Below are 23478 nucleotides of genomic sequence, written 5' to 3' on the forward strand. Positions count from 1 at the left end.
CAAGATACGCACAGGTGCCGGGCAAGTCCGACGATCATCACGCGTCCGGGGGCCGCTGCGCGGCGCGCTTGGCGTAGACGTTGGCCTATCTGGATGACTTCGATCTCGAAAAAGTCATCCAGATAGGCCAAGGTCTATGACGGACGGGTCAGGCGAGCACCGCGAGCTGGTCGGCGTGGACGGCGCCGGCGAGAGGGGCGCCGGCCAGGAGGCGCTCGACCTCGGTGACGGCGTACTCGCCGAGGCGGCGGACCTCTGTGCCCTGGACGCCCGCCAGGTGCGGGGTGATCCACACGTTGGGCAGGGCGAACAGCGGGTGCCCGGCGGGCAGGGGCTCGGGGGTCGTCACGTCGAGCACGGCGTCGACGCGGCCGGACGCGCAGGCCCGCACCAGGGCGTCGGTGTCGATCAGGGAGCCGCGGGCGGTGTTGACGACGATGGCGCCGTCGGGCAGCAGCGCCAGCCGCCGCTCGTCGATCATGTGGCGCGTCTCCGGCAGCTCGGGCGCGTGCAGGGTCAGCACGTCGCTGCGCCGGCACAGCTCGTCCAGCTCGACCGGCTCGGCGCCCAGCGCCTGCGCGTCGGCGGCGTCCAGGTAGGGGTCGTTGACCAGCACCCGAAACCCGGCGGCGCGCAGCCGAGCGATCACCCGGCGGCCGATGCGGGACGCGCCGACGACGCCGACGGTGCGGCCGTCGTTGCCGGACCGCTCGCCGACGGCGAAGGTGGGGGCGCGGCCCTCGGCGTACCGGCGGGCGTGGGCGAAGGCGCGCTTGCCCGCGAGCTGCAGCACGGCGAGGGTGAAGTCCACGACCGGCTCGGCGTTGGCGTCGGCCGCCGAGGACACGGCGATGCCACGGGCGAACACCTCGGGGCCGACGTGCAGCTTGACCGAGCCGGCGGCGTGGACCACGGCACGCAGCCGCGGCATCGCGTCGAGCAGCTCGCCGGTGAGCGGGGGGCAGCCCCAGCCGGTGACCAGCACCTCCACCTCGGACAGGCCCGCGCGCACCTCGGCGAACCCGGCGACGGCCCGCGGCGCGACCAGCCGCAGCGCCCCGGCCAGCCGGGACATCAGGTCGGCGGGCAGGACCGCGGTGGCCGCCGACGGCAGCATCACGACGAGCCCGGCAGGGCGGTCCGGCTGGTTCACGATGCTCTCCCGTGGACGACTCTTAGTAACCGTTTGCTTTCTGGGATCTGGACCGTAGCCGCACTTCCTTACGAGGTCAACACTGCACTTCGCGGCGTAGTGCAACGAGATGGAAACGGCTACTTGACGACGTCGTAGAAAACGGTTTAGTTTCTGTCTCCGCCGGGCACGGTGATCTGAACCACTCCCGGCGCACCGACACCCGGCCCCTGGGCTGGGGCCTTGAACTGCGAAAACGTTCCGCTACGATCCGATTCCCCCCGCAAAGGAGCGGTCATGAAAGCCCGATCGATGAAGGCGGCCGCCGCGCTCGCCGGCGCCATGGTCTCCATGGCTCTGGTCGCGACCGGCTGCTCCAGTGCCGACACCCCCGCCGACAAGCCCGCGGTCACCGAGATCACCTTCTGGTCCTGGCTGCGCGCCTCGCAGGAGGTCGTGGACGCGTTCAACAAGACCCACACCGACGTGCAGGTCAAGTTCGAGCAGGTCCCGGGCGGCCCCGACGGCTACGGCAAGTTCGCCAACGCGGTGAAGGCCGGCAACGCCCCCGACGTCATGACCGCCGAGTACTACATGCTTCCCGACATGGTCAGCCAGGGCCAGCTGCAGGACCTGACCGGCAGCGCGGGCGAGCTGGTGAGGTCGAAGTTCCCGGCGCCGGTGCAGAGCCTGGTCACGCTGGGGGGCAAGACCTGGTCGGTGCCGCTGGACGCGGGCGCGATGGTGATGTTCTACCGCAAGGACCTGTTCGACAAGTACGGCATCGCGGTGCCGAAGACCTGGGACGAGTTCCGGACGGCGGCGGAGAGGGTCAAGGCCGCCAACCCGAAGGCCCGCATCGCCGACTGGGTGAAGGACGACCCGTCGCTGCTCACCTCGCTGTCGTGGCAGGGCGGCGCCAAGTGGTTCTCCGTGCAGGGCGACGCCTGGAAGGTCGACCTCAGCGGCGGCGAGACGTCGAAGGTCGCCGCGTACTGGCAGGACATGCTCGACAAGGACCTGGTCGCGGTCGTCTCCCCGGACGAGAAGACGCAGAAGCAGAAGAACAGCGAGCTGCTCGTGACGCTGACCGGCGCCTGGGGCGCGGGCGGCCTGCGCGGCGGCCTGCCGGACCAGGCCGGCAAGTGGGCGTCCGCGCCGCTGCCGCACTGGGGCACCCCGGCCTCGGCGATGATGGGCGGCTCGTCGTTCGGCGTGGCCAAGACCAGCACCAAGACCGAGGCCGCGCTGAAGTTCATCACCTGGATGAACACCACCCCGGAGGGTATCCAGGCCCGCCTGTCCAGCGGCGCCAGCAGCACCCTGCCGGCGATCCCGGAGCTGGCCGAGGTGGCCAAGAAGAACTTCGACACCGCGTTCTTCGGCGGCCAGGACCTGTACGCCGTGGCCGGCGAGTCCGCCGCCGCGATCGTGCCCGGCTGGACCTGGGGCCCGGCGATGGGCAGCACCAACGCCGCGCTGCGGGAGGGGTACGCCCAGGTGGGTGCGGGCAAGGCGAAGCTCGCCGACGTGCTGGGCACCGCCCAGGGCCGGACGGTCGACGACCTGAAGAGCCGCGGGATCAACGTCGCGCAGTGACCCGGTCGACGGTGGTGCCCCACGCGGGGCACCACCGTCGGTGTCTTTCCCGAAAGGAGAGCAGCATGTCCCGATCGGCGTCCTCGGCCCTGAGCCGGCGGCAGCGCGGCGCGGCGGCGGTCTTCATCGCCCCGTTCCTGATCCTCTTCCTCGCCACCACGATCGTCCCGGTCGGTTACGCGGTGTGGCTCAGCCTCTACTCCGAGCAGACCTCGGGGCTTGGCTTCGGCGGCGCCGAGACGGTCTTCGTCGGGCTCGACAACTTCACCCGGGCCCTGGGCAGCGAGAGCTTCCGGGACGGCTTCGTCACCGTCGGCCTCTACTGCGCCGTCTACATCCCCGTCATGATCGGTGCGGCCCTGCTGCTGGCGCTGCTGCTCGACTCGGCGTACGCGCGCGCCAAGCGCTTCTTCCAGCTCGCGCTCTACCTGCCCAACGTCATCCCGGGCCTGATCGCCGCGACGATCTGGTTCTACCTCTACACCCCCGGGCTGTCCCCGGTGGTGGACGTCTTCGAGTCGCTCGGGCTGGGCTGGGACATCAACTCCTACGGCGCGGCACTGGGCGCGATCGCCAACATCGCGATCTGGCAGCACACCGGATACAACGTCATCATCTTCTTCGCCGCGCTGCAGGCCATCCCGCGCGAGGTCATCGAGGCCGCGACGGTCGACGGCGCGGGCGCGGTGCGCACCGCGCTGAAGGTCAAGGCGCCGCTGATCCGGGGCGCGCTGGTGCTCGCGGTGCTGTTCACCGTCATCGGCGCGATGCAGCTGTTCACCGAGCCGCAGATCATCCGGACCGAGTCGGCCGCGATCGGCGGCGAGTGGACGCCCGCCATGTTCATCTACACCGCGGTCGCCGAGCGGCACGACTACGGCCAGGCCGCCGCCGCGTCGATCATCTTCGCCGTGGTGCTGGGCGCCGCCTCGTTCGTGGTCACCCGCTTCACCTCCCGGAGGGCAGCATGAGCGTCTCCACCCTCGACCGGCCACGCACGGCCGCGGGCGCGCCGCCGGCTCCCGCCCCCCGCCGCGGCGTGCACACTCCGCTGCTGTCCCGGGCCGTGGTCAACACGGTGCTGGTGCTGGCCACGGTGTGGACCGTGCTGCCGCTGACCTGGCTGCTGATCTCCTCCACGAAGGACTTCGCCGCGCTGTTCGGCTCGGGCGGGTTCGAGTTCGCCGGGTTCCACCTGACCGACAACCTCCGGGGGCTGTTCGCCGAGGAGAACGGCATCTTCCTGCGCTGGATGCTCAACAGCGTGCTGTACGCCGGGGCGGGCGCGCTGCTCGGCTCCTTCATCAGCCTGTGCGCCGGGTACGCCTTCGACAAGTACGCCTTCCCCGGCAAGGAGAAGGTGTTCGGCCTGGTGCTGGTCGGGGTGCTGGTGCCGGCGGCGGCGACCGCGATGCCGCTCTATCTGATGGCGTCGAAGCTGGGCCTGACCAACACCTTCTGGAGCGTGTTCCTGCCCGGCCTGGTCAACCCGTTCGGGGTGTACCTGGCGCGGGTGTTCAGCAGCTCGTTCGTGCCGGGCGAGCTGCTGGAGGCGAGCCGGGTCGACGGGGCAGGCGAGCTGTTCGGCTTCTTCCGGATCTCGCTGCCGCTGCTGCGGCCCGCCTTCGCGACGCTGTTCCTGTTCTCGTTCACCGCGGGCTGGAACAGCTTCTACCTGCCGCTGCTGATGCTGTCCGACCACCACCTCTACCCGGTGAGCCTCGGCCTCTACCAGTGGAAGACCACCCTGGCCGTGATCCCCGACCGCTACCCGCTGGTCATCATCGGCTCGCTGGTCGCGGTGCTGCCGGTGGTGCTCGCCTTCTTCTCCCTCCAGCGCCACTGGAAGGCCGGCCTCACCTCCGGCGCCGTCAAGTAGCCCCGAGCGAAAGGAAGGGCACCTTCTTAACGGACGTCCGTTAAGAAGGTGCCCTTCCTTACTTCGGTCAGATGAGGGGGCGGACGGAGTCGCGCATGGCGATGTGGGTGCCGAGCATGACGTGCTGGCGGGCGGAGCCCTCGCCGCGTTGCAGGGCGAGCTTGACCGCGGTGCGGCCCAGCTCCTCGTGCGGCAGGTGCACGCTGGTCAGGGCGGGGGTCAGCTCGGGTGCCATGGGGGTGTCGTCGTACCCGATGATCGAGACGTCGTCAGGGACGCGTTTGCCCGCCGCGCGCAGGCCGCGCATGGCGCCCGCGGCGGCGAGGTCGTTGGCGGCGAACACCGCCGTGAACTCCACACCACTGGCCAGCAGCTGCTGGATCTGCCGGAAGCCGGCCTCCTGGCCCATGTCGCCATGGGTGATCAGCGCCGGGTCGAGCGGCACCCGGAACGCCTCCAGCGCCTTGCGGTAGCCGTCGAGCCGGGCGTCGAAGGTGGTGTTGCCGACCGGGCCGCCCAGCATCGCGATCCGCCGGTGGCCGGAGGAGAGCAGGTGGCTGGTGGCCGAGAAGGCGCCGCCGACGTTGTCGTACTCGACGGTGATGGCCGGGAAGTCCGGCCCGAGCGAGGGACGGCCGCAGAGGACCAGGCGGCTGCCCGCGTCCTCCAGGCCCTTGGCGTAGCGGTACATCCGCTCGCGGTAGTCATCGTTCATCAGCACGCCGCCGACCAGGATGACCGCGTCGGCGTGCTGCTCGCGCATCAGCTTGACGATCTCCAGCTCGCGGTCCGGGTCGCCGTGCGTGGTGCACACCAGGCACAGCCGGTCGGACTCGGTGGCCTGGTACTCGACTCCGGAGGCGATGTGGGCGAAGAACGGGGTGACGACGTCGTACATCACCAGGGCGACGACGTTGGAGGTGGCGCCGGACAGCGCCCGCGCGTGGGCGTTGACGACGTAGTCCAGCTCGCGCACGGCGCGCTGGACCTTGGTCCGGGTGTTCCCGGCGACGGGGTAGTCGCCGGAGAGCACCCGTGACACCGTCGCCACCGACACCCCGGCCAGCGCCGCGACGTCGCGGATCGTGGGCCGCTTGTTCATGGTTGACCCCATTGGGACGAGGGACGAGCAGGGGAAACGCCTTCAGAAAGCGTTTACCCTACTCGTCCCGGTCCAGGCTGTCCACGCCGGATTCCGCGCCCCGCCACCGCGAAGCCGGCGCGACCGGTGCGCGCCACGGGTGTGCGGCATTTGCGAACCTTGACTACTGTTAAGAAGCCGTACTAACGTCCGGGCAACGGCTTTAGAAACCGCTTTCCAAGACCGCTTCCACAGGGTACGCCTCGAAGGAGCCGACGTGCTGATCCCGCGACCTGCCACCTACTCGCCCGCCGCGGGACGGCGCGTGCTGACCGCCGCCACCACGGTGCACGCCCCGGCCGAGATCGCCGACCTGCTGCGGGAGCTGCTCAGCCCCGCCACCGGCCTGCCGCTGCCCGACGCCCCCGACGCCGAGCTCGTCTTCGGCCTGGACGGCGCGGCGGCCGACGAGCTCGGCGACGAGGGCTACCGGCTCACCGTCGACGGCTCCGGCGTACGCGCCACCGCGTACACCCTCGACGGGCTGCGCTGGGCCGTGCAGGCGCTGCGCCAGCTCCTGCCGCCGCAGATCTGCGGCACCCAGCCGGTGTCCGGCGTCGAGTGGAGCCTGCCGTACGCCGACATCACCGACCGGCCCCGCTACCCCTGGCGCGGTGTCCTGATCGACGTGGGCCGCTGGCACCAGCCGGTGAGCTGGCTGCGCACGGTCGTCGACCTGCTCGCGCTGCACCGCATGAACACGCTGCACCTGCACCTCACCGAGGACCAGGGCTGGCGCTTCGAGGTCAAGCGCTACCCGCTGCTCACCGAGGTCGGCGCGTGGCGCAGCGAGTCGCCGGTCGGCCACGAGAACATCAAGCAGGCCGACCGCACCCCGCACGGCGGCTGGTACACCCAGGACGAGCTGCGCGAGCTGGTCGCGTACGCGGCCCGGCGGGGCGTGACGATCGTGCCCGAGATCGACGTCCCCGGCCACACCACCGCGGCCATCGCCGCGTACCCCGAGCTGGGCGACGACCCCGCGGCGCGGCTGGCGACCGGCACCCGGTGGGGCATCTACCGGACCGTGCTCAACTGCGATGACGCCACGGTCACGTTCTGCAAGCACGTGCTCGACGAGGTCGTCGACGTGTTCCCGGCGGCGTACGTGCACCTCGGCGGGGACGAGGTGCCGCCCGGCGAGTGGGCGGCGAACCCGGTCGCGCGGGCGCGCATGGCGCAGCTCGGCCTGACCGACCCCGAGGACCTGCTCGGCTGGTGGATCACCGAGCTGGCCGACCACCTGCGCGGCCACGGCCGCCGGGTGGTGGTGTGGGACGAGCTGGTCAAGCGGGGCGCGCCCGCCGACGCGGTGATCATGGCCTGGCGCGACGAGACGAAGGTCGCCGCCGCGCTGGAGGCCGGGCACGACGTGATCGCCACCCCGCAGACCCACCTCTACCTGGACCACTACGAGTCCGACCAGCCCGGTGAGCCGCTGGGCATCGGCGGGCACAGCCCGCTGGACAAGGTGTACGGCTACGACCCCGAGCCCGCCGAGGCGCCCGACGGCGGCAACCGGGTCGTCGGCGTGCAGGGCAACCTGTGGGGCGAGTACCTGCCGACGGTCGGGCGGGCGGCGTACAACCTGCTGCCGCGCCTGTCCGCGGTGGCGGAGGCGGGCTGGGGCACCCGGAGCGACTACCCGGACTTCCGGGAGCGGCTCGACGTGATGCTGCGCCGCTTCGACGCCCTCGGCGTCGCGTACCGCCGCCCGGAGCCCCTCGACCAGGCCGGCCCGGACGCGTAGCCGGCCTCGGCCCTGTCCACGGGGGACGTGGTCGTCGTATCGTGCTCGGCATCGCGGCCGGGATCCTCCGGGCGCGGTCCGGCGGGAGGGGTACACGTGCGCGCGGTCGCCTACGACGCCTTCGGGCAGCAGCCCGACGTGCGCGAACTGCCCGAGCCGACGGCCGCGCCGCACGGGTGCGTGATCAAGGTCGAGGCGACCGGGCTGTGCCGCAGCGACTGGCACGGCTGGATGGGCCACGACCCCGACATCGCCGCGTTCCCGCACGTGCCGGGGCACGAGCTGGCCGGCACCGTGCACGCGGTCGGCGACGGCGTCACCCGGTGGCGGGCCGGGGACCGGGTCACCGTGCCGTTCGTCTGCGGCTGCGGCGACTGCGAGCCGTGCCGCCGCGGCGCGCCGCAGGTCTGCGAGCGGCAGACCCAGCCGGGCTTCACCCATCGCGGCTCGTTCGCGCAGTACGTCGCGATCGACCACGCCGACCTGAACCTCGTCGCGCTCCCCGAGCAGCTCTCCTTCCCGGCCGCGGCGGCGCTGGGCTGCCGGTTCGCCACCGCGTACCGCGCCGTCGTCGCGCGGGGGCGGCTCGCCGCGGGCGAGTGGGTCGCCGTGTACGGCTGCGGCGGCGTCGGGCTGTCCGCCGTGATGATCGCCGCCGCGTACGGCGCGCGGGTGATCGCGGTCGACGTCTCCCCCGGCGCGCTGGGCCTGGCCCGCGAGCACGGCGCCACGGCCTGCGTGAACAGCGCGCAGACCGATCCGGTGACGGCGGTGCGGGAGCTGACCGGCGGCGGGGCGCACCTGACGCTGGACGCCCTGGGCAGCCCGGCCACCTGCGCCGCGGCCGTCCTCAGCCTGCGCCGCAGCGGGCGGCACGTGCAGGTCGGCCTGCTGCCGCACGGCGCGCCGGAGCTGCCGGTGGGCCGGGTCATCGGCTGGGAGCTGGAGTTCCTCGGCAGCCACGGCATGGCCGCCGCCGACTACGGCCCCATGCTCGACCTCGTCGTCGCCGGGCGGCTGCGGCCCGACGCGCTCGTCACCCGCAGCATCGGCCTCGACGAGGTGCCCGCCGCGCTGGTCGCGATGGGCGACGCGCCCCCGACCGGCATCACCGTCATCACCCCGTAGACCGCCGCCCGGCGACGCTGCCCGACCTCAGCGGGTTCGGCCGCGAGGCCTCGCCTGAACGGCGGCTCAGCTCGCCTTGTACCGTGTGCGAGTGCTGTTCCGGACCTGGGACCAGCCGCTCGACATCGACCGGCGGGCCGAAGCGACCGTCGAGGTCGTCGACCACGTCGGCGTACCCCATGTCGTGGTGACCCGGCACCGGCTCGTCAAGCGGGTGCTGGCCGATCCGGAGACGTTCCGCCCGGACAACGCGCTCGACGCGATCAGCCCGATGCCGGTGAGCGCGCTGCGCGTGCTGACGTCGTACGGCTTCCGGCTGCCCGCGACCCTGGCCAACAACGGCGGCGCGTCCCATCCCGCGATCCGCGAGATCACCGCGCGCGCCCTGCACCCGGACCGCGTCGAGGCGCTGCGCCCGTGGCTGACCGGCCTGGTCCGGCGCCGCGTCGCCGCGCTGTCCGCCCGGCTGCACGCGGGCGAGCCCGTCGACCTGTACGCCGACCTCGCCGCCGACCTGCCGCTGCTGGTGCTGGCCCGGCTCGTCGAGCTGCCCGACGCCGACGCGGTCGTGGTCAAGGAGTTCTCCCGCGCCGCGCTGGAGCTGTTCTGGGCGCCGCTGGCCGCCGACCGGCAGCAGGCGCTGGCCGGGACCGTCGGGCGCTTCCACGCCGTGCTGCGCGACTTCGCCGCGACCGCGGGCGGCATGGTCGGCGAGCTGCGCGCGCACACCGCCGCCGCGGGGCTGCCGAAGGACACCCCGGTCGGGGCGCTGTTCTTCCTGCTCGTCGCCGGCCAGGAGACCACCTCGCAGTTCCTGACGCTGCTGCTGCACCGGCTGACCGGTGAGCCCGCCGTGCTCGCCGGCCTGGCCCGGGGCACGGTCGCCGTCGACGACGTCGTCGAGGAAGGGCTGCGCCTGGTCCCGCCGATCCCGACCTGGCGGCGGGTCGCCGCCCGCGACACGGAGCTGGACGGGTTCCCGGTCCGGGCCGGGTCGAGCATCGTGCTGTGGCTCGCCCGCGCGGGCGCCGAGGTCGCGGAGCACCCGGCGGACTTCGTACCCGGTCAGCGCGGCTCGCGCCGCCACCTGGCCTTCGGCGCGGGCAGCCACCGCTGCGTCGGCGCGTCACTGTCGCGGATGGAGTCCGCGGTCGTCGTCGCCGAGACCGCACCCCTGCTCCGCGATGTCGAGATCGTCCGCGCCCCCTGGTGCCCCGACAACCTCAGCTTCCGCATGCCCGACACCTTCACCATCCACCGCCCCTGACCCCGGGTGGGTTGGTTGATCGTCGGACTTGCCTGGCACATGGGCGTATCTTGAGGCCGCATTCGCCCATCTGCCTGGCAAATCGGGTGATCTTGGGGGTCAGTCCTCGTCGAGGTCGGCGAGGGTGCGGGGGTCTTCGCAGTCGCCGTAGAGGGTGGGGGTCAGCCAGCCGGGGGCGCTGCGGCGGAAGACGCCGGGCTCGATGCCGCCCGCGCCGTCGGGGAGCAGGCCGTGTAGCTCCTCGGGCAGGTCGGCAAGGTTGGTGAAGTGGACCAGCTCGGGACGGTCCGGCCAGGCGCCGACCACGACGTGGCCGGTGATGCCGCGGCGGGCCATCGCCTCCAGGGTGAGGGCGGTGTGGTTGAGGGTGCCGAGACCGGCGCGGGCCACCACGATCGCCGGGGCGGACAGGGCCACGGCCAGGTCGGCGAGCGTCCACTGGGCGCCGCCGGGGTGCAGGCCCATCGGGACCAGCAGCCCGCCCGCGCCCTCGACCAGGGTCAGCTCGTGCTCGGCCGCGATCGTCTTGATCTCGTCCATGATCGCGAACATGTCGAGCGCCTCGGTGCCCGCGACCCGGGCCGCCGCGGTGGGCGCCAGCGGATCCGGGTACTCGGCGAGCGTGCAGGTGGTGGCGGGAGCGGCCAGCCGGGCCACGATGTCCATGTCGGACACCTCGCCGTAGGCAGGGTCGACGCCGGTCTGCGCCGGTTTGACCACCGCGGTGCGTACCCCCGACGCGGTCGCCGCCGCCGCGACCGCAGCGGTGGTGATGGTCTTGCCCACCCCGGTGTCCGTGCCTGTGACCAGCACTATCCCCGTCAGCGCCGTCACGGCCGCACCTCCACGATGATCTCCAGAGCCCGCGCGAAGTCCGCGGCGGGCACGCCTGCGTTGACCGTCAACCGCAACCGCGACTTGCTGTCCGGAGTGGACGGCGGGCGGAAGCAGCCCACCGCGACGCCCTTGTCACGGCAGGCACCGGCCCAGGCCCAGGCCTGCTCCGCCGACGGCGCCTCGACCGAGACCACGCCGCCCGCCGGGTCGGTGACCGCGAGCCCGGCCGCCCGGAACACGTCGCGGATCGCGGCGGCGCGCTCGCGCAGCACGGCGCGCAGCGGGTCGCCCGCGCGGGCCAGCTCCAGCGCCTGCGCCACCCCGGCGGCGACCGCGGGCGGCAGCGCGGTGTCGAAGATGAAGGTGCGGCCGGTGTCCACCAGGTGGCGGATCAGCGCCTGCGGCCCGGCGACCACGCCGCCCGCGCCGCCCAGCGCCTTGGACAGGGTCGCGGTGACGATCACGTCGGGCTCGCCCGCGATCCCGGCGGCGACCACGCCACCCGCCCCGGCCGGGCCGACCACCCCCAGCCCGTGCGCGTCGTCGACCAGCAGCAGCGCGCCGTGCGCGCGGGCCGCGGCGTGCAGCTCGGCCAGCGGGGCCAGGTCGCCGTCGACGGAGAAGACCGACTCGGTGAGCACCACCGCGGGCCGTCCGGGGTGCGCGGCGAGCACCCGGGCCGCGTCCGCCGCGTCGCCGTGCGCGAAGACGATCGTCTCGGCCCCGGCCAGGCGGCAGCCGTCGATCAGCGAGGCGTGGCAGTGCGCGTCGCTGACCAGCAGCGTGCGCGGCCCGCACAGGGCCCGGATCGCGCCGAGGTTGGCCAGGTAGCCGCTGGAGTAGACCAGGGCCTGCTCGGCGCGCAGCCAGCCGGCCAGCGCGTCCTCCAGCGCGGTGTGCGCGTCGGTGCTGCCGCGCACCAGGCGGGAGCCGGTCGCGCCGAGCCCGTACGCGTCCAGCGCCGCGGCGGCCGCCGCGAGCACCCGCGGGTCGCGGGCAAGGCCCAGGTAGTCGTTGCCGGCGAGGTCGGTGAGAGCGTCGTCACCGGCGCGCGGGCGCAACTCCCGGCGCAGACCGGCGCGCTCGCGCAGCTCCGCCTTGCGCCGCAGGGTGCCCAGCCAGTCGCCCATCGCTCAACTCATTCACGTACTCACTCGGCCTTCAGCCGACCCGAACAGGCCGCGTTGTAGGGTACGCCCATGTCCACCAGCTCAGTATCGGTACTCGACCGCGCCCGCACCCGTGTCCTGGAGGAGGGACTCGGTCTCGAGGAGGCCGACATCCTCGAGGTGCTGCGCCTGCCCGACGAGGACATCCCGGCCGCGCTCCAGCTCGCGCACGAGGTGCGCATGCGCTGGTGCGGCCCGGAGGTCGAGGTCGAGGGCATCGTCTCGCTGAAGACCGGCGGCTGCCCCGAGGACTGCCACTTCTGCTCGCAGTCGGGGCTGTTCTCCTCCCCCGTACGCTCCGTCTGGCTGGACATCCCGTCGCTGGTCAAGGCCGCGCAGCAGACCGCGGCGACCGGCGCGAGCGAGTTCTGCATCGTGGCCGCGGTGCGCGGCCCGGACGCCAAGCTCATGCAGCAGATGCGCGACGGCGTCAAGGCGATCAAGGAGGCCGTCGACATCCACGTCGCCGCGAGCCTCGGCATGCTGACCCAGGAGCAGGTCGACGACCTGGTGGACATGGGCATCCACCGGTACAACCACAACCTGGAGACCTGCAAGTCGTACTTCCCGAACGTGGTCACCACGCACTCCTGGGAGGAGCGCTGGAGCACCCTGAAGATGGTGCGCGACTCCGGCATGGAGGTGTGCTGCGGCGGCATCCTCGGCCTCGGCGAGACCCTCGAACAGCGCGCCGAGTTCGCCGCGCAGCTCGCCGAGCTGCAGCCGGACGAGGTGCCGCTGAACTTCCTGAACCCGCGGCCGGGCACCCCGCTGGGCGACCAGCCGGTGATGGACCCGAAGGACGCGCTGCGCGCCATCGCCGCCTTCCGGCTGGCGCTGCCGCGCACCATCCTGCGGTACGCGGGCGGCCGCGAGATCACGCTCGGCGACCTCGGCACCCGCGAGGGCCTGCTCGGCGGCATCAACGCGGTGATCGTCGGCAACTACCTGACCACGCTGGGCCGGCCCGCGACCTCGGATCTGGAGCTGCTGCAGGAGCTCAAGATGCCGGTCAAGGCGCTGTCGGCGACGCTGTGAGCGCGGCCGTGGGGACGTACTGCGACCGCTGCGGCGAGGCCGACCCGGCCGACGCCGCCGCGCACGCCGGCTGCCGGGCGGCCCGCGAGCTGGAGCCGCCGCGCTACTGCGCGCACTGCCGCCGCCGCATGAAGGTCCAGGTCGTCCCCACGGGCTGGACCGCGAGCTGCGTCGAACACGGCACGCTCGACAGCTCCGCCCCCTGACACCCGCCGGCTCCGCGCCCGCTGCCCGACAGCCCCGCGTCTGTCGCGCGGCGGCCCGCGCTCTGCTGCGCGACGCGCGTTTACATAGACGTTGGCCTATCAATCGACTATTTCGCGATCGAAGTCGATGGGATAGGCCAACGTCTCCGCGAGGCGGGGGCCGGGACCCCGGGCCGGCGGGTCAGGGCAGTGGGGCCGGGGACGGGGCGGCCGGTGGTGCCGCGGCGGGCGGGCCGGGCAGCTCCGGCAGGCCGATGAGCGTGTAGCGGGCCTTCAGCCAGGGCAGCAGCGTGCGGTACGCGGCGATCGTGTCCGGCTTGCCGTTGTCGTGCGACAGGATGATCGAGCCCGGCCGCACGTCCCGCTCGACCGCGGCGATGACGTGGTTCACCATCGAGGTGCCCCGGCCGTACTTGGAGTTCTCCCAGTCACGCGGGTCGACGTGCCAGTAGATCGACTTCATGCCCATGCTCTGGGCGATGCTCACCAGCTTGCCGGTGAAGTTGCCGCCGGGCGCCCGGAAGTACGAGATCCGCGCACCGGGTGCCGCCTTGTGGATGGCGTCGTTGGTCTTCTGCAGGTCGCGGCGGATGTACGACTCATCCCGCTTGGCCAGGTCGAACAGGTGCTGCCACGAGTGGTTGCACAGGGTGTGCCCCTCGGCCGCGATCCGGGCCACCATGGCCGGGTTGTCCCGGGCCCGGAAGCCGACCAGGCAGAAGGTGGCCTTCACGCCGCACTGCTTCAGCTGGTCCAGGATCTTGGGGGTGTTGATCGGGTCGGGCCCGTCGTCGAAGGTGAGCGCGACCGCCGCGGTGCCCGTCTTGACCACCGAGCCGCCCGGCCCGGTGCCCGTCGCCGCGGGCCGGCTCTGCGCGACCTTGCCGGTACAGCTGATCGGCCGCACCGGCGGGCGCGGCTTCGCGGTGGTCGTGGGGTGCGCCGGGGGTGTCGGCGTCAGTTGCAGCGTCGGCGTCGGCGTCGGCAGCGACGGTGTGGCCGGGGTGCTCGTGGGGACCGGCGCCGCCGGGGAGGCGGTGCCCTGGGCCCCGGGCTTGGGAGGTTGGGCGCATGCTGCGAGCGCGATCAGGGCAACGACAGCGGAAACCGCCATGCGTCGGTGCATGCGAACTCCTGGGGGTGCGGGGGTTCAGCGTCCACCGACCATAGTCCATGCCCGCCCCGATTGCAGCCTGCCGATGATCGAAGTGACCGGCCCAACGACCCCCACCAAACCCCCACGACAGCCCCGTTCCCGCAGCCCAAGTCGCGTCGATCTTGCGTGGACTGTGGGTACGACACGCCCTTTTCGGGCATATCCCCAACAGTTCGCGCAAGATCGACGCGATCTTGGTACGGCGGCGGGTCAGCCGAGGAGGCGGCGGAGACCGCGTTTGCGGGCGGGGACCGGCTCGGCGGGGATCGGGGCGGGAGCGCTGCCGGCGGGGACGGCGTCGCGGACGACCACCTGCGCGCCGGTCGGGTCGTAGCCGGCCGCTTGCACGGCGGTCGGGTCGTAGCCGGCCGCGTAGAGGGCGGCCGGGTCCGGGGCTGCCGGGGCCAGGGCTGCCGCGTCGACGGTGGCCGGGGCGAGGGGGGCGGTGCGGGTCGGGTCGTCGGGTGGGAGGTCGGTGGGCGGGCCGAGGGTGGGCTCGGGGGCGGTCTGGCCGGTGACGGGGCAGCGGGCGCCGGTGTGGCCGATCGCGCCGCGCGGCGTCTCGGCGGTGCGCCGCTCGACCGCGGTGCGCTGGGCGGGCACCGTGACGCGTACGGCAGCGGGGGTTCCGGTCAGCGACAGGTCGCGGGCGGTGTGGTCGAGGTAGAAGTTCGGCCGCTGGTCGGCCTCGGTGTAGTAGCGGTGGAACACCGGGGTAAGGCCGCCCGACATGGGCGGCACGATCCAGGTCCAGTCGGCCGGGGTGTCCCGCCCCGCGCGGCGCTCGCGCTCCACGTGGGTCAGAAACAGGCGCGACTCGCTGTGGTGGTCGGTGACCCGCACCCCCGCCCGCTCGAAGGACCAGAGCACCGCCCGGTTCAGCTCGACCAGCGCCCGGTCGCGCCACAGCGTCGACTCGCTGCCGGTGTCCAGGCCCATCCTGGCCGCGATGACCGGGATCTGGTGGTATCGCTGGGCGTCGGCCAGGTTACGGGCACCGATCTCGGTGCCCATGTACCAGCCGGAGAACGGCGCCAGCGGGTAGTCCACGCCGCCGATCGACAGCCGCATGTTCGCGATGGCCGGCACCGCGTGCCAGCGCAGGCCGAGCTCGGCGAACCAGCCGTACTCCGGGTGCGCGAGCGGCACCTCCAGCACGGCCGACTCGGGCAGCTCGTAGAGCCGCGGCTCGCCGCCATCGGTCTGCAGCACCAGCGGCAGCAGGTCGAACGCGCTGCCCTTGCCGGTCCAGCCGAGCCGGGTGACCGCCTCGGTGAACTGCTCGTACTGCGGGTCGCCGACGAACCCGTCGGCTTTGCGGTGGCCCGCGTACCGGATGAGCTGGTCGTTCCAGAGGCGGGTCACCGGGCGGCCGGGGACCGCCTGGCCGAAGATCGAGATGACCGCCCGCAGCCTGCCCCGGGACGCCCCCTCGCCGGTGGCCATGTGCAGGTGGCTCACCAGATCGTCGAAGATGCGGTCCGGGTCCCGGTGCTGTCGCCGGTCCAGCACGGTGAGGCTGCGCCAGTACACCCGGCCGATGCAGCGGCTGGCGTTGCGCCAGGCCATGCGCGCGCCGTGCACCAGCTCGGCGTGCGTGTGGGTGTACGTCCCCAGCGCGGCGATCTGCTCGCGCACCACGGCGAGCCGTGGCTCGACCGGGCCGAGCTTGGGCAGCTCGGCGTAGCAGGTGCGCAGGAACTCCTCGGCCTCGGCGAAGTCGACCGGCCGGTCCGGGTCCCAGTCCGTCAACGGAGCATCACGGTATCCCGTGGGAGGTATGTGAGGGACGGTCATGAGTGAATCAAAGACCGGCCCTCGACATAGCCATCGCACAATGTGTGCGACCGCCTACCGAGGGTCCGGCCAGATCACTCCTCAGGTCGCGCCGCGCTCCACCAGGTCACACCGTGGTTCGCAGCTCCGTCACCGCGATGGTGGCACTGATGAGCGAGCCGTCACGGTCGGTGCGGGCGGGGTGCGGCAGGCGCCGCATGGTGCGCAGCATCGCGTCGTTCTCGCAGTGCGTGTGCACCGTGACCGACCGGAACCCGGCCGGGCCCGCCAGCGCCAGCAGCCGGCGCAGCAGTGCCGTGCCGATCCCCCGGCGCTGCCACCCGTCCTCGACGAGCAGGGCGACCTCGGCCGTCTCCCCCTCGCCGATCAGGTTGGCCACGGCGACGATGTGGCTGCCGCCGGCCGGTGCGGACGCCGACGCCGGCGCGAGCCCGGCCGGAAAGTCGCCTCCCAGCTGCCGTCCGGGCAGTCCGGTCAGGCCGGCGGAGGGTGCCGCCTCGGTCGTCTCGGCCACCAGCGTGCAGCCTCGGGCCGGGGTGAGCAGCCGGGACAGCCGGGCCCGGCTCGGGCCGCGGGTGCCGGCGAGGTAGCGCAGGTAGAGGCTGCGCTCGCCGCAGCGGGAGTGCATCTCGTGCACGGCGGACACGTCTGCCGAACCGGCGGGACGGAACGTCACCTCGGCGCCGTCGGGCAGCAGCACCACCCCGCCCGCCATCCGGCGGGTGACGGTGGCCCGTGCGACCTCGACCAAAGCCTGCGCGCGGGCGAACTCGGCCGGGGTGAAGGCCGGCTCGAGCCGGGTCACCACCAGCGCGCCGCCGTGGCTGAGCGGGTCCGCCAGCCGCATCGTGGTGTCGGAGTGCCCGGTGGCGGTCGCGCCGCCGGCCTCGCGCCGGACCAGGGCACCGCCGAGCAGGCTCGACAGCGCGCCGTGCAGCCCGTCGGGGTCGGCGGCGAGCCGGGCGGCCAGGCCCAGCGCGTGCGTCGGCGGGTCGATCAGCCCGTACACGTCGGAGCGGCTCACCCAGGCGTCGCGCCCGCGGCCGCGCTCGATGGCCGCGACCAACTCGTCCTCGGTCAGCGCGTCCGGCGCGTCCACCAGGAAGTCGTCGACGGCGCCCGCCTCGGTGGTGTGCACCTGCACCGCGAGGATGTTGACCGACCGCAGCGCCAGACTCGCCGTCAGCACCGCCAGGAACCCGGGACGATCGTCAACGGTCGCCCGCACCCGCCACAACGCCATGACCTGCTCCTTTTCCCGCCGGCGGCGACACCTCCATGATGGGGGCGGCCACCGACAGGAATCAGCGTGCGCCTGTCGTGTTTCGGGACCGTTACACGGTCTTATCAAGATCTAACTATGCCCGAGGTCACAGGCATGGCGGATTCGCGCAGGTCAGACCGCCGAGGCGGGCTCCTCTGCGGTGCGCTCGGCCGCCCGGGGCGCGGGCGCCTGCACCGCGTCCAGCCGGTCGCCGAGGATCGCCGCGCCCGCGCGCACCAGCTGCGCGACCCGGTCGACCTCGGTGGCGTGGAACGCGGCCACCGGCAGCTCGTCGTCCGCGGACCGCGCCACCACCAGCACCAGGCCCGCGCGGCCGAACGGCGCCAGCGCGTACCGGGTGCCGTCGGGGCCGGTCATCGCGCGCGCCCGCAACGGCGTGACCTCGGGCAGCGCCAGCTGATCCGGCGCCCGCCAGCTGGCGTAGACGACCGGCGGCACGGGACGCTTGCGGACCGCGCCGAGCACCGCCATGTCGTCCGCGCCGTGGCGCACGTCGATGCCGACCGAGCCGCGGGCGGCCCAGTCCGCAGGGACCCGCAGCGCCATCGCCCAGTCGGCCGCCAGCAGCGCCGGGACCGTGTCCACCAGCGTGGCCAGGCCTTCGGCCGGGTTCGAGGCGACCTGCGTCAGCAGCTCGGCGTCGAACGCGCCGGCCACCGGCGCGCCGATCGCCCGCCAGATGCCGTCGACCCGCACGCCCGGCATCGCGCTCAGGCCGGCCCGCAGCCGCTCCACGCCGGCGCCACCGGGCCACACCACGGTGAAGTCGTCGATCGCCCGGCCGCCGAGCCGCTCCAGCACCACCACCTGGACGATGTCCGCACCGGCCACACCCAGGGTCCGGGCCACCTGCCCCAGCGAGCCGGGGCGGTCGGGCAGGGCGACTCTGACCCTCAGCAGCATGGCGGCTCCTCTCGACGGACGGCACTCAGGCTCGTGCCGGAACTCTGTCCGAGCTTGGCCTATTACCGTTTCGTACGTATTGCGGCGCCGTATCCGCGGGAGACGAAATCTCCACCGCGTCTCCGCAGCTCAGCACCGCCCTCACCGGTCCGGCGCCGCCATTGCCGCCACCCGGGCCCACCCATGATCGCCGATCACGGGCAAAACGCGGGCAACACCACACCGTGTCGCCACACGCAATGATCACGTTGAATACAAAGCGCCGCCCGACGTGCGGGCGGACTCATATCCTCCACGCTCGAACGGACCACAGTCAACGCGTGTCCACCAAGCGGACGACGAATGAACCCGCCGTCCCACCCCGCGCCCCGGCCGCCCTCGTCACGCGCCGCCAAGCGCCCACGACCGCGCTACCCCAGCGTTCGCCCGCCAGCCTCACCCGCCACCAACCGCCCAGGACCGCGCCACCCCCGCGTGCGGAGCACGCGCCAGCTAAGCAGAGTTGCGGTGGACCAGGTGGGTGTCGAGGAGAATGTGGCTGGGTTCCTGCTCGCCGCGGATGCGGCTGAGGAGCAGGCGGACCATGTGCCGGCCCATGTCCTCGACGGGCTGGTAGACGGTGGTCAGCGGCGGCTCGGTCTGCCGGGCGACTGGCGAGTCCTCGAAGCCGATCACGGCAACGTCCTCGGGGATGCGACGGCCGGCGTCGCGCAGGGCGCGCATCGCACCGGCGGCCATCAGGTCGGAGGCGACGAAGACGGCGTCCAGGTCGGGGCGGCGGGCCAGCAGCCGGCGCATCGCCTCGACGCCGCTGTACTCGCTGAAGTCGCCGAACTCGATCAGCGGCTCGACGGCGGCGGTCTGCACGGCGGCCCGGTAGCCGACCAGGCGGTCGACGCCCACGCCGAGGTCCTGCGGGCCGGCGATGGTGGCGACCCGCTTGCGGCCGGAGGCGAGCAGGTACTCCACGGCGACGCGGGCGCCGTTGACGTTGTCCATGTCGACGTACGAGATCTGCTGCTCGACGCTGACCGGGCGGCCGCCGAGCACGGCGGGCAGGCCGCGCTGGTTGAGCAGGTGCACCAGGTTGTCCGACTCGTGCAGCATGACCAGCAGCACGCCGTCGACGTGCTGGCTGGTGAGGTGGTGCTCGACGCGCTGGCGCTCGGCCGGGGTCTGCGCCATGGCCAGCCACAGCTGCAGCGAGGTGTCCGACAGCGCGGAGCTGATGCCGCGCACGATGCCGGCGAAGAACGGCTCGGCGAAGACCCGCTCCTGCGACTCGGAGACCACCAGCGCGACGGAGTCGGTGCGCTGGGTGACCAGGGCTCGGGCGGCGCGGTTGGGCACGTAGCCCAGCTCCTTGATGGCCTCCTGCACGGCGCTGCGCGCCTCGGGGCTGACCTGGGGCGAGCCGTTGACGACACGCGACACGGTGCCCCGCCCCACGCCGGCCAGCGCGGCCACCTCGTCCAGCGTGGGCCGGCCCGCAGACCTGGTGCGCTGCGTCGTCATCGATTGCTCCTCGTTCTGGGCGGGCCCGGGGCCGACCGCTGGCCGGCCCCGGGTCCGCTGTGCCGTCAGGCGGCGAGCCCGCCGCGCCGGATCACGTCCGCGTACCAGTGTGCACTGGTCTTCGGCGTGCGTACCTGGGTGTCATAGTCGACATGGACGATGCCGAACCGCCGCGAGTAGCCCCAGGCCCACTCGTAGTTGTCCAGCAGCGACCACGCGAAGTATCCCCGCAAGGGCACCCCCGCCGCCATCGCCTCATGGCACGCCTTCAGATGGGCGTCCAGGTAGGCGACGCGGTCCGGGTCCGGCACCGAGCCGTCCGGGGCCACCCGGTCGTCGTACGCGGCGCCGTTCTCCGTGATGTACATCGGGATCGGGCCGTAGTCCTCGTGCGTGCGCTTGAGCAGGGCGACCAGGCCGTCCGGGTCCACCTCCCAGCCCATCTCGGTCACCGGCAGCTCGCGGGTCAGGAAGCGGACCTGCCCGCTGCCCGGCCACGCCGACGGCGCCCGCCAGTGCGACTGCGGCGCGCCGTCGTCGGACGGGCCCGCCACGACCTGCCGGGTGTAGTAGTTGACGCCGAGCATGTCCAGCGGCTGGTTGATGACCGCCAGGTCGCCGTCGTGCACGAAGCCCCAGTCGGTCAGCTCGGCGGTGTCGGCCAGCAGGTCGGCCGGGTACTCACCGCGGAAGATCGGGTCCAGGAAGACCCGGTTGCCGACGCCGTCGATGCGGCGCTCGGCATCGCGGTCGGCCTCGGCGTCGGACGCCGCCTTCAGCGAGTGCAGGTTGAGGGTGATGCCCATCTGCCGGTCCGGCACCGCGGCGCGGATCGCCTGCACGGCCAGGCCGTGACCCAGGTTGAGGTGGTGCGCCGCGGCCAGGGCCTTGGCGCCGTCGGTCACGCCGGGGGCGTGCACGCCGGAGCCGTACCCGAGGAACGCGCTGCACCAGGGCTCGTTGTGGGTGGTCCAGAACTTCACCCGGTCACCGAGCGCGTCGTGGACGAGGCCCGCGTACTCGGCAAACCGGTAGGCGGTGTCACGCGCCGGCCAGCCGCCCGCGTCCTCGAGCTCCTGCGGCAGGTCCCAGTGGTAGAGCGTCAGCCAGGGCTCGATGCCCCGGCCGAGCAGGTCGTCCACCAGGCCGCGGTAGAAGTCGAGACCCTTCTGGTTGGCCGGCCCCCGGCCGCCCGGCTGCACGCGCGGCCAGGCGACGGAGAAGCGGTACGACCGGAGCCCGAGCTCCGACATGAGCCGGACGTCGTCGGCCCTGCGATGGTAGTGGTCGCAGGCCACGTCGCCGTTGTCGCCGTTGAGCACCTTGCCCGGGGTGCGGCTGAAGGTGTCCCAGATGGACGAGGTGCGCCCATCCTCGAACGCGCCGCCTTCGATCTGGTAGGAGGCCGTGGCCGCGCCCCACAGGAAGTCCTGGGGGAACGCCACCGCCGGCGAGGCGAGCTGCGAGTCTTGCTGGATTGTCACGCTTTTACAGCACCTTCCATGATGCCGCCGATGATCTGACGACCGAAGATAATGAAGATCACGAGCAACGGCACGACACTGAGCAGCGTACCCGCGAACACCTGGGAGTAGTCGTTGTAGTAGCCCTGCGAAAGGCGTTGCAGGGACAGCTGAACGGTCGGGTTCAGCGGGTCGCCCAGCGCGATCTGGGGCCAGAGGAACGAGTTCCACTGCTCCATGAAGGTGAACAGGCCGAGCACGGCGATGGCGGGGCGCAGGCCGGGCAGCACCACGTTCCAGTAGGTGCGGAACGTGCTGCAGCCGTCCATGCGGGCCGCCTCGATCAGCTCGTCGGGCACCGCCTGGCTGGCGTACTGGCGCATCATGAACACGCCGAAGCCGCTGACCAGGAACGGCAGGATCACCGACGGCAGCTTGTTGTGCAGGTCCCACTCGTACATCATCTGGTAGAGCGGCACGATGCCCAGCTGCGTCGGCACCATCATCGTGATCAGGATGGCCAGCATCAGGCCGTTGCGGCCCTGGAAGCGCAGCTTCGCGAAGGCGAAGCCGGCCAGCGACGAGAAGAAGACCACGAACACGGTGACCACGGTCGCCACGATGGCCGAGTTGACCAGACCGGTCATGAAGGCCGCGCCCTCGTTGTTGACCAGCCGGTCGACGTTCGAGCCGATCTCGCCGCCCGGGGTCATCGGGGGCGGGGTCTGCCCGATCGCGTCGTTGGTGCGCGTGGCGATCACGAACATGAAGTAGAGCGGGAAGACCGACAGCGCCACCGCGGCGAGCAGGGTGAGGTAGGTGAGCGGGCTGGCGTGCCAGAGCCGCTCGGCGGCGCCCATGCTCTTGCGGCGCTTGCGCGGCGGGGGCGGGGCGGCTTCACGGCCGCCGGTCCGGACTGCCGTGGCGGTCATCGCTTCACCTTCTTCTTCTTCGCGTTCCCGTCGGCGGAGCGCAAGCTCCGGGTGAACAGGAAGTTGATCAAACTGAATACCAAGATCATGACGAAGAGCAGCCAGGCGACCGTGGCGGCGCGGCCCAGCTCGAACTTCATGTAGAACTGCTCCATCAGGAACATCGTCACCGTCTGCGACTGGCGGTCCGAGCCGCCGAGCAGCGGGTTGCCACCGCCGGTGAACAGCAGCGGCTCACCGTAGAGCTGCAGGCCGCCGATGGTGGAGATGATGGTGACGAAGATGATGGTGGGCCGCAGCATGGGCACCGTCATGGTCCAGAACTGCCGCCACGACGACGCGCCGTCCAGCGAGGCCGACTCGTAGATGTCGCGCGGGATCGACTGCATGGCGGCCAGGAAGATCAGCGCGTTGTAGCCGGTCCAGCGCCAGTCGACCATCGAGGAGATGGCGACCCAGGACGACCAGCTGTGCGCCTGCCACTCGATCGGTTCCACGCCGACCAGTCCCAGCACCCAGTTGATCAGGCCGAAGTCGCGGCTGTAGAGCTGGGTGAAGACGATGGACACCGCGGCGACCGAGGTGATGTTCGGGATCAGCACGCCCATCCGCAGCAGCGTGCGCCCGCGCAGGCGCTTGTTCAGCGCGTTCGCGAGGATCAGCGCGAGGATCAGCTGCGGCACCGTGGACATGAGGAACATCGCGATCGTGTTGACGACCGAGTTCCAGAAGTCGCTGTCGCCGAGGAACATCACGAAGTTGTCGAGCCCGACGAACTTGGCGGTCTCGACGGTCGACCCGAGATCCCAGTCGTAGAGCGACATCCGCAGCGTGTAGATCAGCGGCCAGAGGCCGAAGATGCCGAAGACGACGAAGAACGGCGCGATGTAGAGGTACGGGGAGTACTTGATGTCGAGCCGCCCGAGCGCTCCCTTGCTCCTGCGCGGTTCGGTGGGCGGCGGCGAGCCACCGGCCCTGCGATGCCCCGGCGCGACGTCGCGTCGCGTGGAGGATTGCACTGTCATGACCACTCCTGTGCTAGCCGGCCGGCGGAGTCCCGCGGCGCCAGCCCGCTCGCCTGCCCCGCGACGTGGTGGCGGGGCGCTGCCGAGCAGAGGCTGCGATAGCGGGCGACCCAGTTGGTAGTGACTGCCATGCGCGGGGTGCGCGGTCGACGACCGGGTCGGGGACGCCGATCTCGGCGGCCTCGCGGACCTGCGGCTGCTCGGCGAGCAGCTCCTGGACGGGGCGGGGGATGAGGTTCTCGCCGCCGGAGACGAC

General features: G+C 72.4%; 20 protein-coding genes and 1 pseudogene. 8 read left to right on the forward strand and 13 right to left on the reverse strand.

Features of this window, described 5'->3' with window-relative positions:
- Positions 1 to 148 precede the first annotated feature (148 nt).
- The gene (locus AB0J67_RS20220; RefSeq protein WP_363484743.1) at positions 149 to 1153 is read right to left on the reverse strand and encodes a hydroxyacid dehydrogenase; all 1005 of its coding nucleotides are present in this window, start codon (positions 1151 to 1153) and stop codon (positions 149 to 151) included.
- A 276-nt stretch (positions 1154 to 1429) separates the two neighbouring features.
- On the opposite strand from AB0J67_RS20220, the gene AB0J67_RS20225 reads away from it, so the two are divergent.
- The 3 genes from AB0J67_RS20225 (at position 1430) to AB0J67_RS20235 (ending at position 4610) form a co-directional block, all read left to right on the forward strand.
- A complete protein-coding gene (locus AB0J67_RS20225; RefSeq protein ID WP_363484746.1) occupies positions 1430 to 2731 on the forward strand; it encodes a sugar ABC transporter substrate-binding protein in 1302 nt (433 codons plus the stop codon).
- A 65-nt stretch (positions 2732 to 2796) separates the two neighbouring features.
- Positions 2797 to 3702: a sugar ABC transporter permease gene (locus tag AB0J67_RS20230; protein ID WP_363484749.1), complete on the forward strand. Its 906-nt coding sequence runs from the start codon at positions 2797 to 2799 to the stop codon at positions 3700 to 3702.
- Positions 3699 to 4610 (forward strand): carbohydrate ABC transporter permease, encoded by a 912-nt coding sequence (locus AB0J67_RS20235; protein WP_363484752.1) that lies wholly within the window; start codon positions 3699 to 3701, stop codon positions 4608 to 4610. The genes AB0J67_RS20230 and AB0J67_RS20235 overlap by 4 nt, the downstream gene beginning before the upstream one ends.
- A gap of 67 nt (positions 4611 to 4677) precedes the next feature.
- Here the strand turns inward: AB0J67_RS20235 and AB0J67_RS20240 are convergent, their stop codons facing one another.
- Positions 4678 to 5712 carry a LacI family DNA-binding transcriptional regulator gene (locus tag AB0J67_RS20240; RefSeq protein ID WP_363484755.1) on the reverse strand — a complete coding sequence of 345 codons (1035 nt, stop codon included), beginning with the start codon at positions 5710 to 5712 and terminating at the stop codon, positions 4678 to 4680.
- A 256-nt stretch (positions 5713 to 5968) separates the two neighbouring features.
- Here AB0J67_RS20240 and AB0J67_RS20245 point away from each other — a divergent pair, with 256 nt between their 5' ends.
- The 3 genes from AB0J67_RS20245 (at position 5969) to AB0J67_RS20255 (ending at position 9896) form a co-directional block, all read left to right on the forward strand.
- On the forward strand, positions 5969 to 7501 hold the full coding sequence (locus AB0J67_RS20245) for a beta-N-acetylhexosaminidase (protein ID WP_363484758.1): 1533 nt from the start codon (positions 5969 to 5971) through the stop codon (positions 7499 to 7501).
- Positions 7502 to 7597: 96 nt separating this feature from the next.
- Positions 7598 to 8629: a zinc-dependent alcohol dehydrogenase family protein gene (locus AB0J67_RS20250; protein WP_363484761.1), complete on the forward strand. Its 1032-nt coding sequence runs from the start codon at positions 7598 to 7600 to the stop codon at positions 8627 to 8629.
- Positions 8630 to 8753: 124 nt separating this feature from the next.
- Entirely contained in the window at positions 8754 to 9896 is a 1143-nt protein-coding gene (locus tag AB0J67_RS20255; protein WP_363484790.1) for a cytochrome P450, read from the forward strand.
- Positions 9897 to 9995: 99 nt separating this feature from the next.
- Here AB0J67_RS20255 and bioD read toward each other — a convergent pair whose 3' ends face one another.
- Together bioD and AB0J67_RS20265 are read right to left on the reverse strand one after the other, a co-directional pair.
- Positions 9996 to 10709 carry a dethiobiotin synthase gene (gene bioD / locus AB0J67_RS20260; protein WP_363484793.1) on the reverse strand — a complete coding sequence of 238 codons (714 nt, stop codon included), beginning with the start codon at positions 10707 to 10709 and terminating at the stop codon, positions 9996 to 9998.
- Between the two features lie 17 nt (positions 10710 to 10726).
- Complete coding sequence (locus AB0J67_RS20265) at positions 10727 to 11863, reverse strand: 8-amino-7-oxononanoate synthase (protein WP_363484764.1); 1137 nt, start codon at positions 11861 to 11863, stop codon at positions 10727 to 10729.
- Positions 11864 to 11932: 69 nt separating this feature from the next.
- Between AB0J67_RS20265 and bioB the strand changes: the two genes are divergently transcribed.
- Both bioB and AB0J67_RS20275 read left to right on the forward strand, forming a co-directional pair.
- Positions 11933 to 12940, forward strand: coding sequence for a biotin synthase BioB (gene bioB, locus AB0J67_RS20270; RefSeq protein WP_363484767.1), 1008 nt, complete (start codon positions 11933 to 11935; stop codon positions 12938 to 12940).
- Positions 12941 to 12948: 8 nt separating this feature from the next.
- A complete protein-coding gene (locus AB0J67_RS20275) occupies positions 12949 to 13146 on the forward strand; it encodes a hypothetical protein (protein ID WP_363484796.1) in 198 nt (65 codons plus the stop codon).
- Between the two features lie 181 nt (positions 13147 to 13327).
- Here the strand turns inward: AB0J67_RS20275 and AB0J67_RS20280 are convergent, their stop codons facing one another.
- The 9 genes and pseudogenes from AB0J67_RS20280 to AB0J67_RS20320 all read right to left on the reverse strand — a co-directional run.
- Positions 13328 to 14272, reverse strand: coding sequence for a polysaccharide deacetylase family protein (locus tag AB0J67_RS20280; protein WP_363484770.1), 945 nt, complete (start codon positions 14270 to 14272; stop codon positions 13328 to 13330).
- A 240-nt stretch (positions 14273 to 14512) separates the two neighbouring features.
- A complete protein-coding gene (locus tag AB0J67_RS20285) occupies positions 14513 to 16054 on the reverse strand; it encodes a nitric oxide synthase oxygenase (RefSeq protein WP_363484773.1) in 1542 nt (513 codons plus the stop codon).
- Between the two features lie 151 nt (positions 16055 to 16205).
- Positions 16206 to 17342, reverse strand: coding sequence for a GNAT family N-acetyltransferase (locus tag AB0J67_RS20290; RefSeq protein ID WP_363484776.1), 1137 nt, complete (start codon positions 17340 to 17342; stop codon positions 16206 to 16208).
- Positions 17343 to 17495: 153 nt separating this feature from the next.
- Positions 17496 to 18287, reverse strand: coding sequence for an amino acid-binding protein (locus AB0J67_RS20295; RefSeq protein ID WP_363484779.1), 792 nt, complete (start codon positions 18285 to 18287; stop codon positions 17496 to 17498).
- A gap of 492 nt (positions 18288 to 18779) precedes the next feature.
- On the reverse strand, positions 18780 to 19802 hold the full coding sequence (locus AB0J67_RS20300) for a LacI family DNA-binding transcriptional regulator (protein WP_363484781.1): 1023 nt from the start codon (positions 19800 to 19802) through the stop codon (positions 18780 to 18782).
- 65 nt (positions 19803 to 19867) lie between these two features.
- On the reverse strand, positions 19868 to 21286 hold the full coding sequence (locus AB0J67_RS20305; protein WP_363484784.1) for a GH1 family beta-glucosidase: 1419 nt from the start codon (positions 21284 to 21286) through the stop codon (positions 19868 to 19870).
- Positions 21283 to 22125 (reverse strand): carbohydrate ABC transporter permease, encoded by an 843-nt coding sequence (locus AB0J67_RS20310; RefSeq protein ID WP_363484799.1) that lies wholly within the window; start codon positions 22123 to 22125, stop codon positions 21283 to 21285. The genes AB0J67_RS20305 and AB0J67_RS20310 overlap by 4 nt, the downstream gene beginning before the upstream one ends.
- A gap of 68 nt (positions 22126 to 22193) precedes the next feature.
- Entirely contained in the window at positions 22194 to 23222 is a 1029-nt protein-coding gene (locus tag AB0J67_RS20315) for a sugar ABC transporter permease (RefSeq protein ID WP_363484787.1), read from the reverse strand.
- Positions 23223 to 23235: 13 nt separating this feature from the next.
- Positions 23236 to 23478, reverse strand: a pseudogene (locus tag AB0J67_RS20320) (hypothetical protein); the annotation flags it as partial.

The organism is Catellatospora sp. NPDC049609, from assembly GCF_040675365.1.
In the GTDB taxonomy this organism is placed as follows: domain Bacteria; phylum Actinomycetota; class Actinomycetes; order Mycobacteriales; family Micromonosporaceae; genus Catellatospora.

What these genes read in the sequence shown, in the direction of transcription:
- AB0J67_RS20225 (WP_363484746.1), top strand. Translation starts at nt 1,430, where the DNA reads ATGAAAGCCCGATCGATGAAGGCGGCCGCCGCGCTCGCCGGCGCCATG.
- AB0J67_RS20230 (WP_363484749.1), top strand. Translation starts at nt 2,797, where the DNA reads ATGTCCCGATCGGCGTCCTCGGCCCTGAGCCGGCGGCAGCGCGGCGCG.
- AB0J67_RS20235 (WP_363484752.1), top strand. Translation starts at nt 3,699, where the DNA reads ATGAGCGTCTCCACCCTCGACCGGCCACGCACGGCCGCGGGCGCGCCG.
- AB0J67_RS20240 (WP_363484755.1), bottom strand. Translation starts at nt 5,712, where the DNA reads ATGAACAAGCGGCCCACGATCCGCGACGTCGCGGCGCTGGCCGGGGTG.
- AB0J67_RS20265 (WP_363484764.1), bottom strand. Translation starts at nt 11,863, where the DNA reads ATGGGCGACTGGCTGGGCACCCTGCGGCGCAAGGCGGAGCTGCGCGAG.
- bioB (WP_363484767.1), top strand. Translation starts at nt 11,933, where the DNA reads ATGTCCACCAGCTCAGTATCGGTACTCGACCGCGCCCGCACCCGTGTC.
- AB0J67_RS20280 (WP_363484770.1), bottom strand. Translation starts at nt 14,272, where the DNA reads ATGCACCGACGCATGGCGGTTTCCGCTGTCGTTGCCCTGATCGCGCTC.
- AB0J67_RS20290 (WP_363484776.1), bottom strand. Translation starts at nt 17,342, where the DNA reads ATGGCGTTGTGGCGGGTGCGGGCGACCGTTGACGATCGTCCCGGGTTC.
- AB0J67_RS20295 (WP_363484779.1), bottom strand. Translation starts at nt 18,287, where the DNA reads ATGCTGCTGAGGGTCAGAGTCGCCCTGCCCGACCGCCCCGGCTCGCTG.
- AB0J67_RS20300 (WP_363484781.1), bottom strand. Translation starts at nt 19,802, where the DNA reads ATGACGACGCAGCGCACCAGGTCTGCGGGCCGGCCCACGCTGGACGAG.
- AB0J67_RS20310 (WP_363484799.1), bottom strand. Translation starts at nt 22,125, where the DNA reads ATGGGCGCCGCCGAGCGGCTCTGGCACGCCAGCCCGCTCACCTACCTC.
- AB0J67_RS20315 (WP_363484787.1), bottom strand. Translation starts at nt 23,222, where the DNA reads ATGACAGTGCAATCCTCCACGCGACGCGACGTCGCGCCGGGGCATCGC.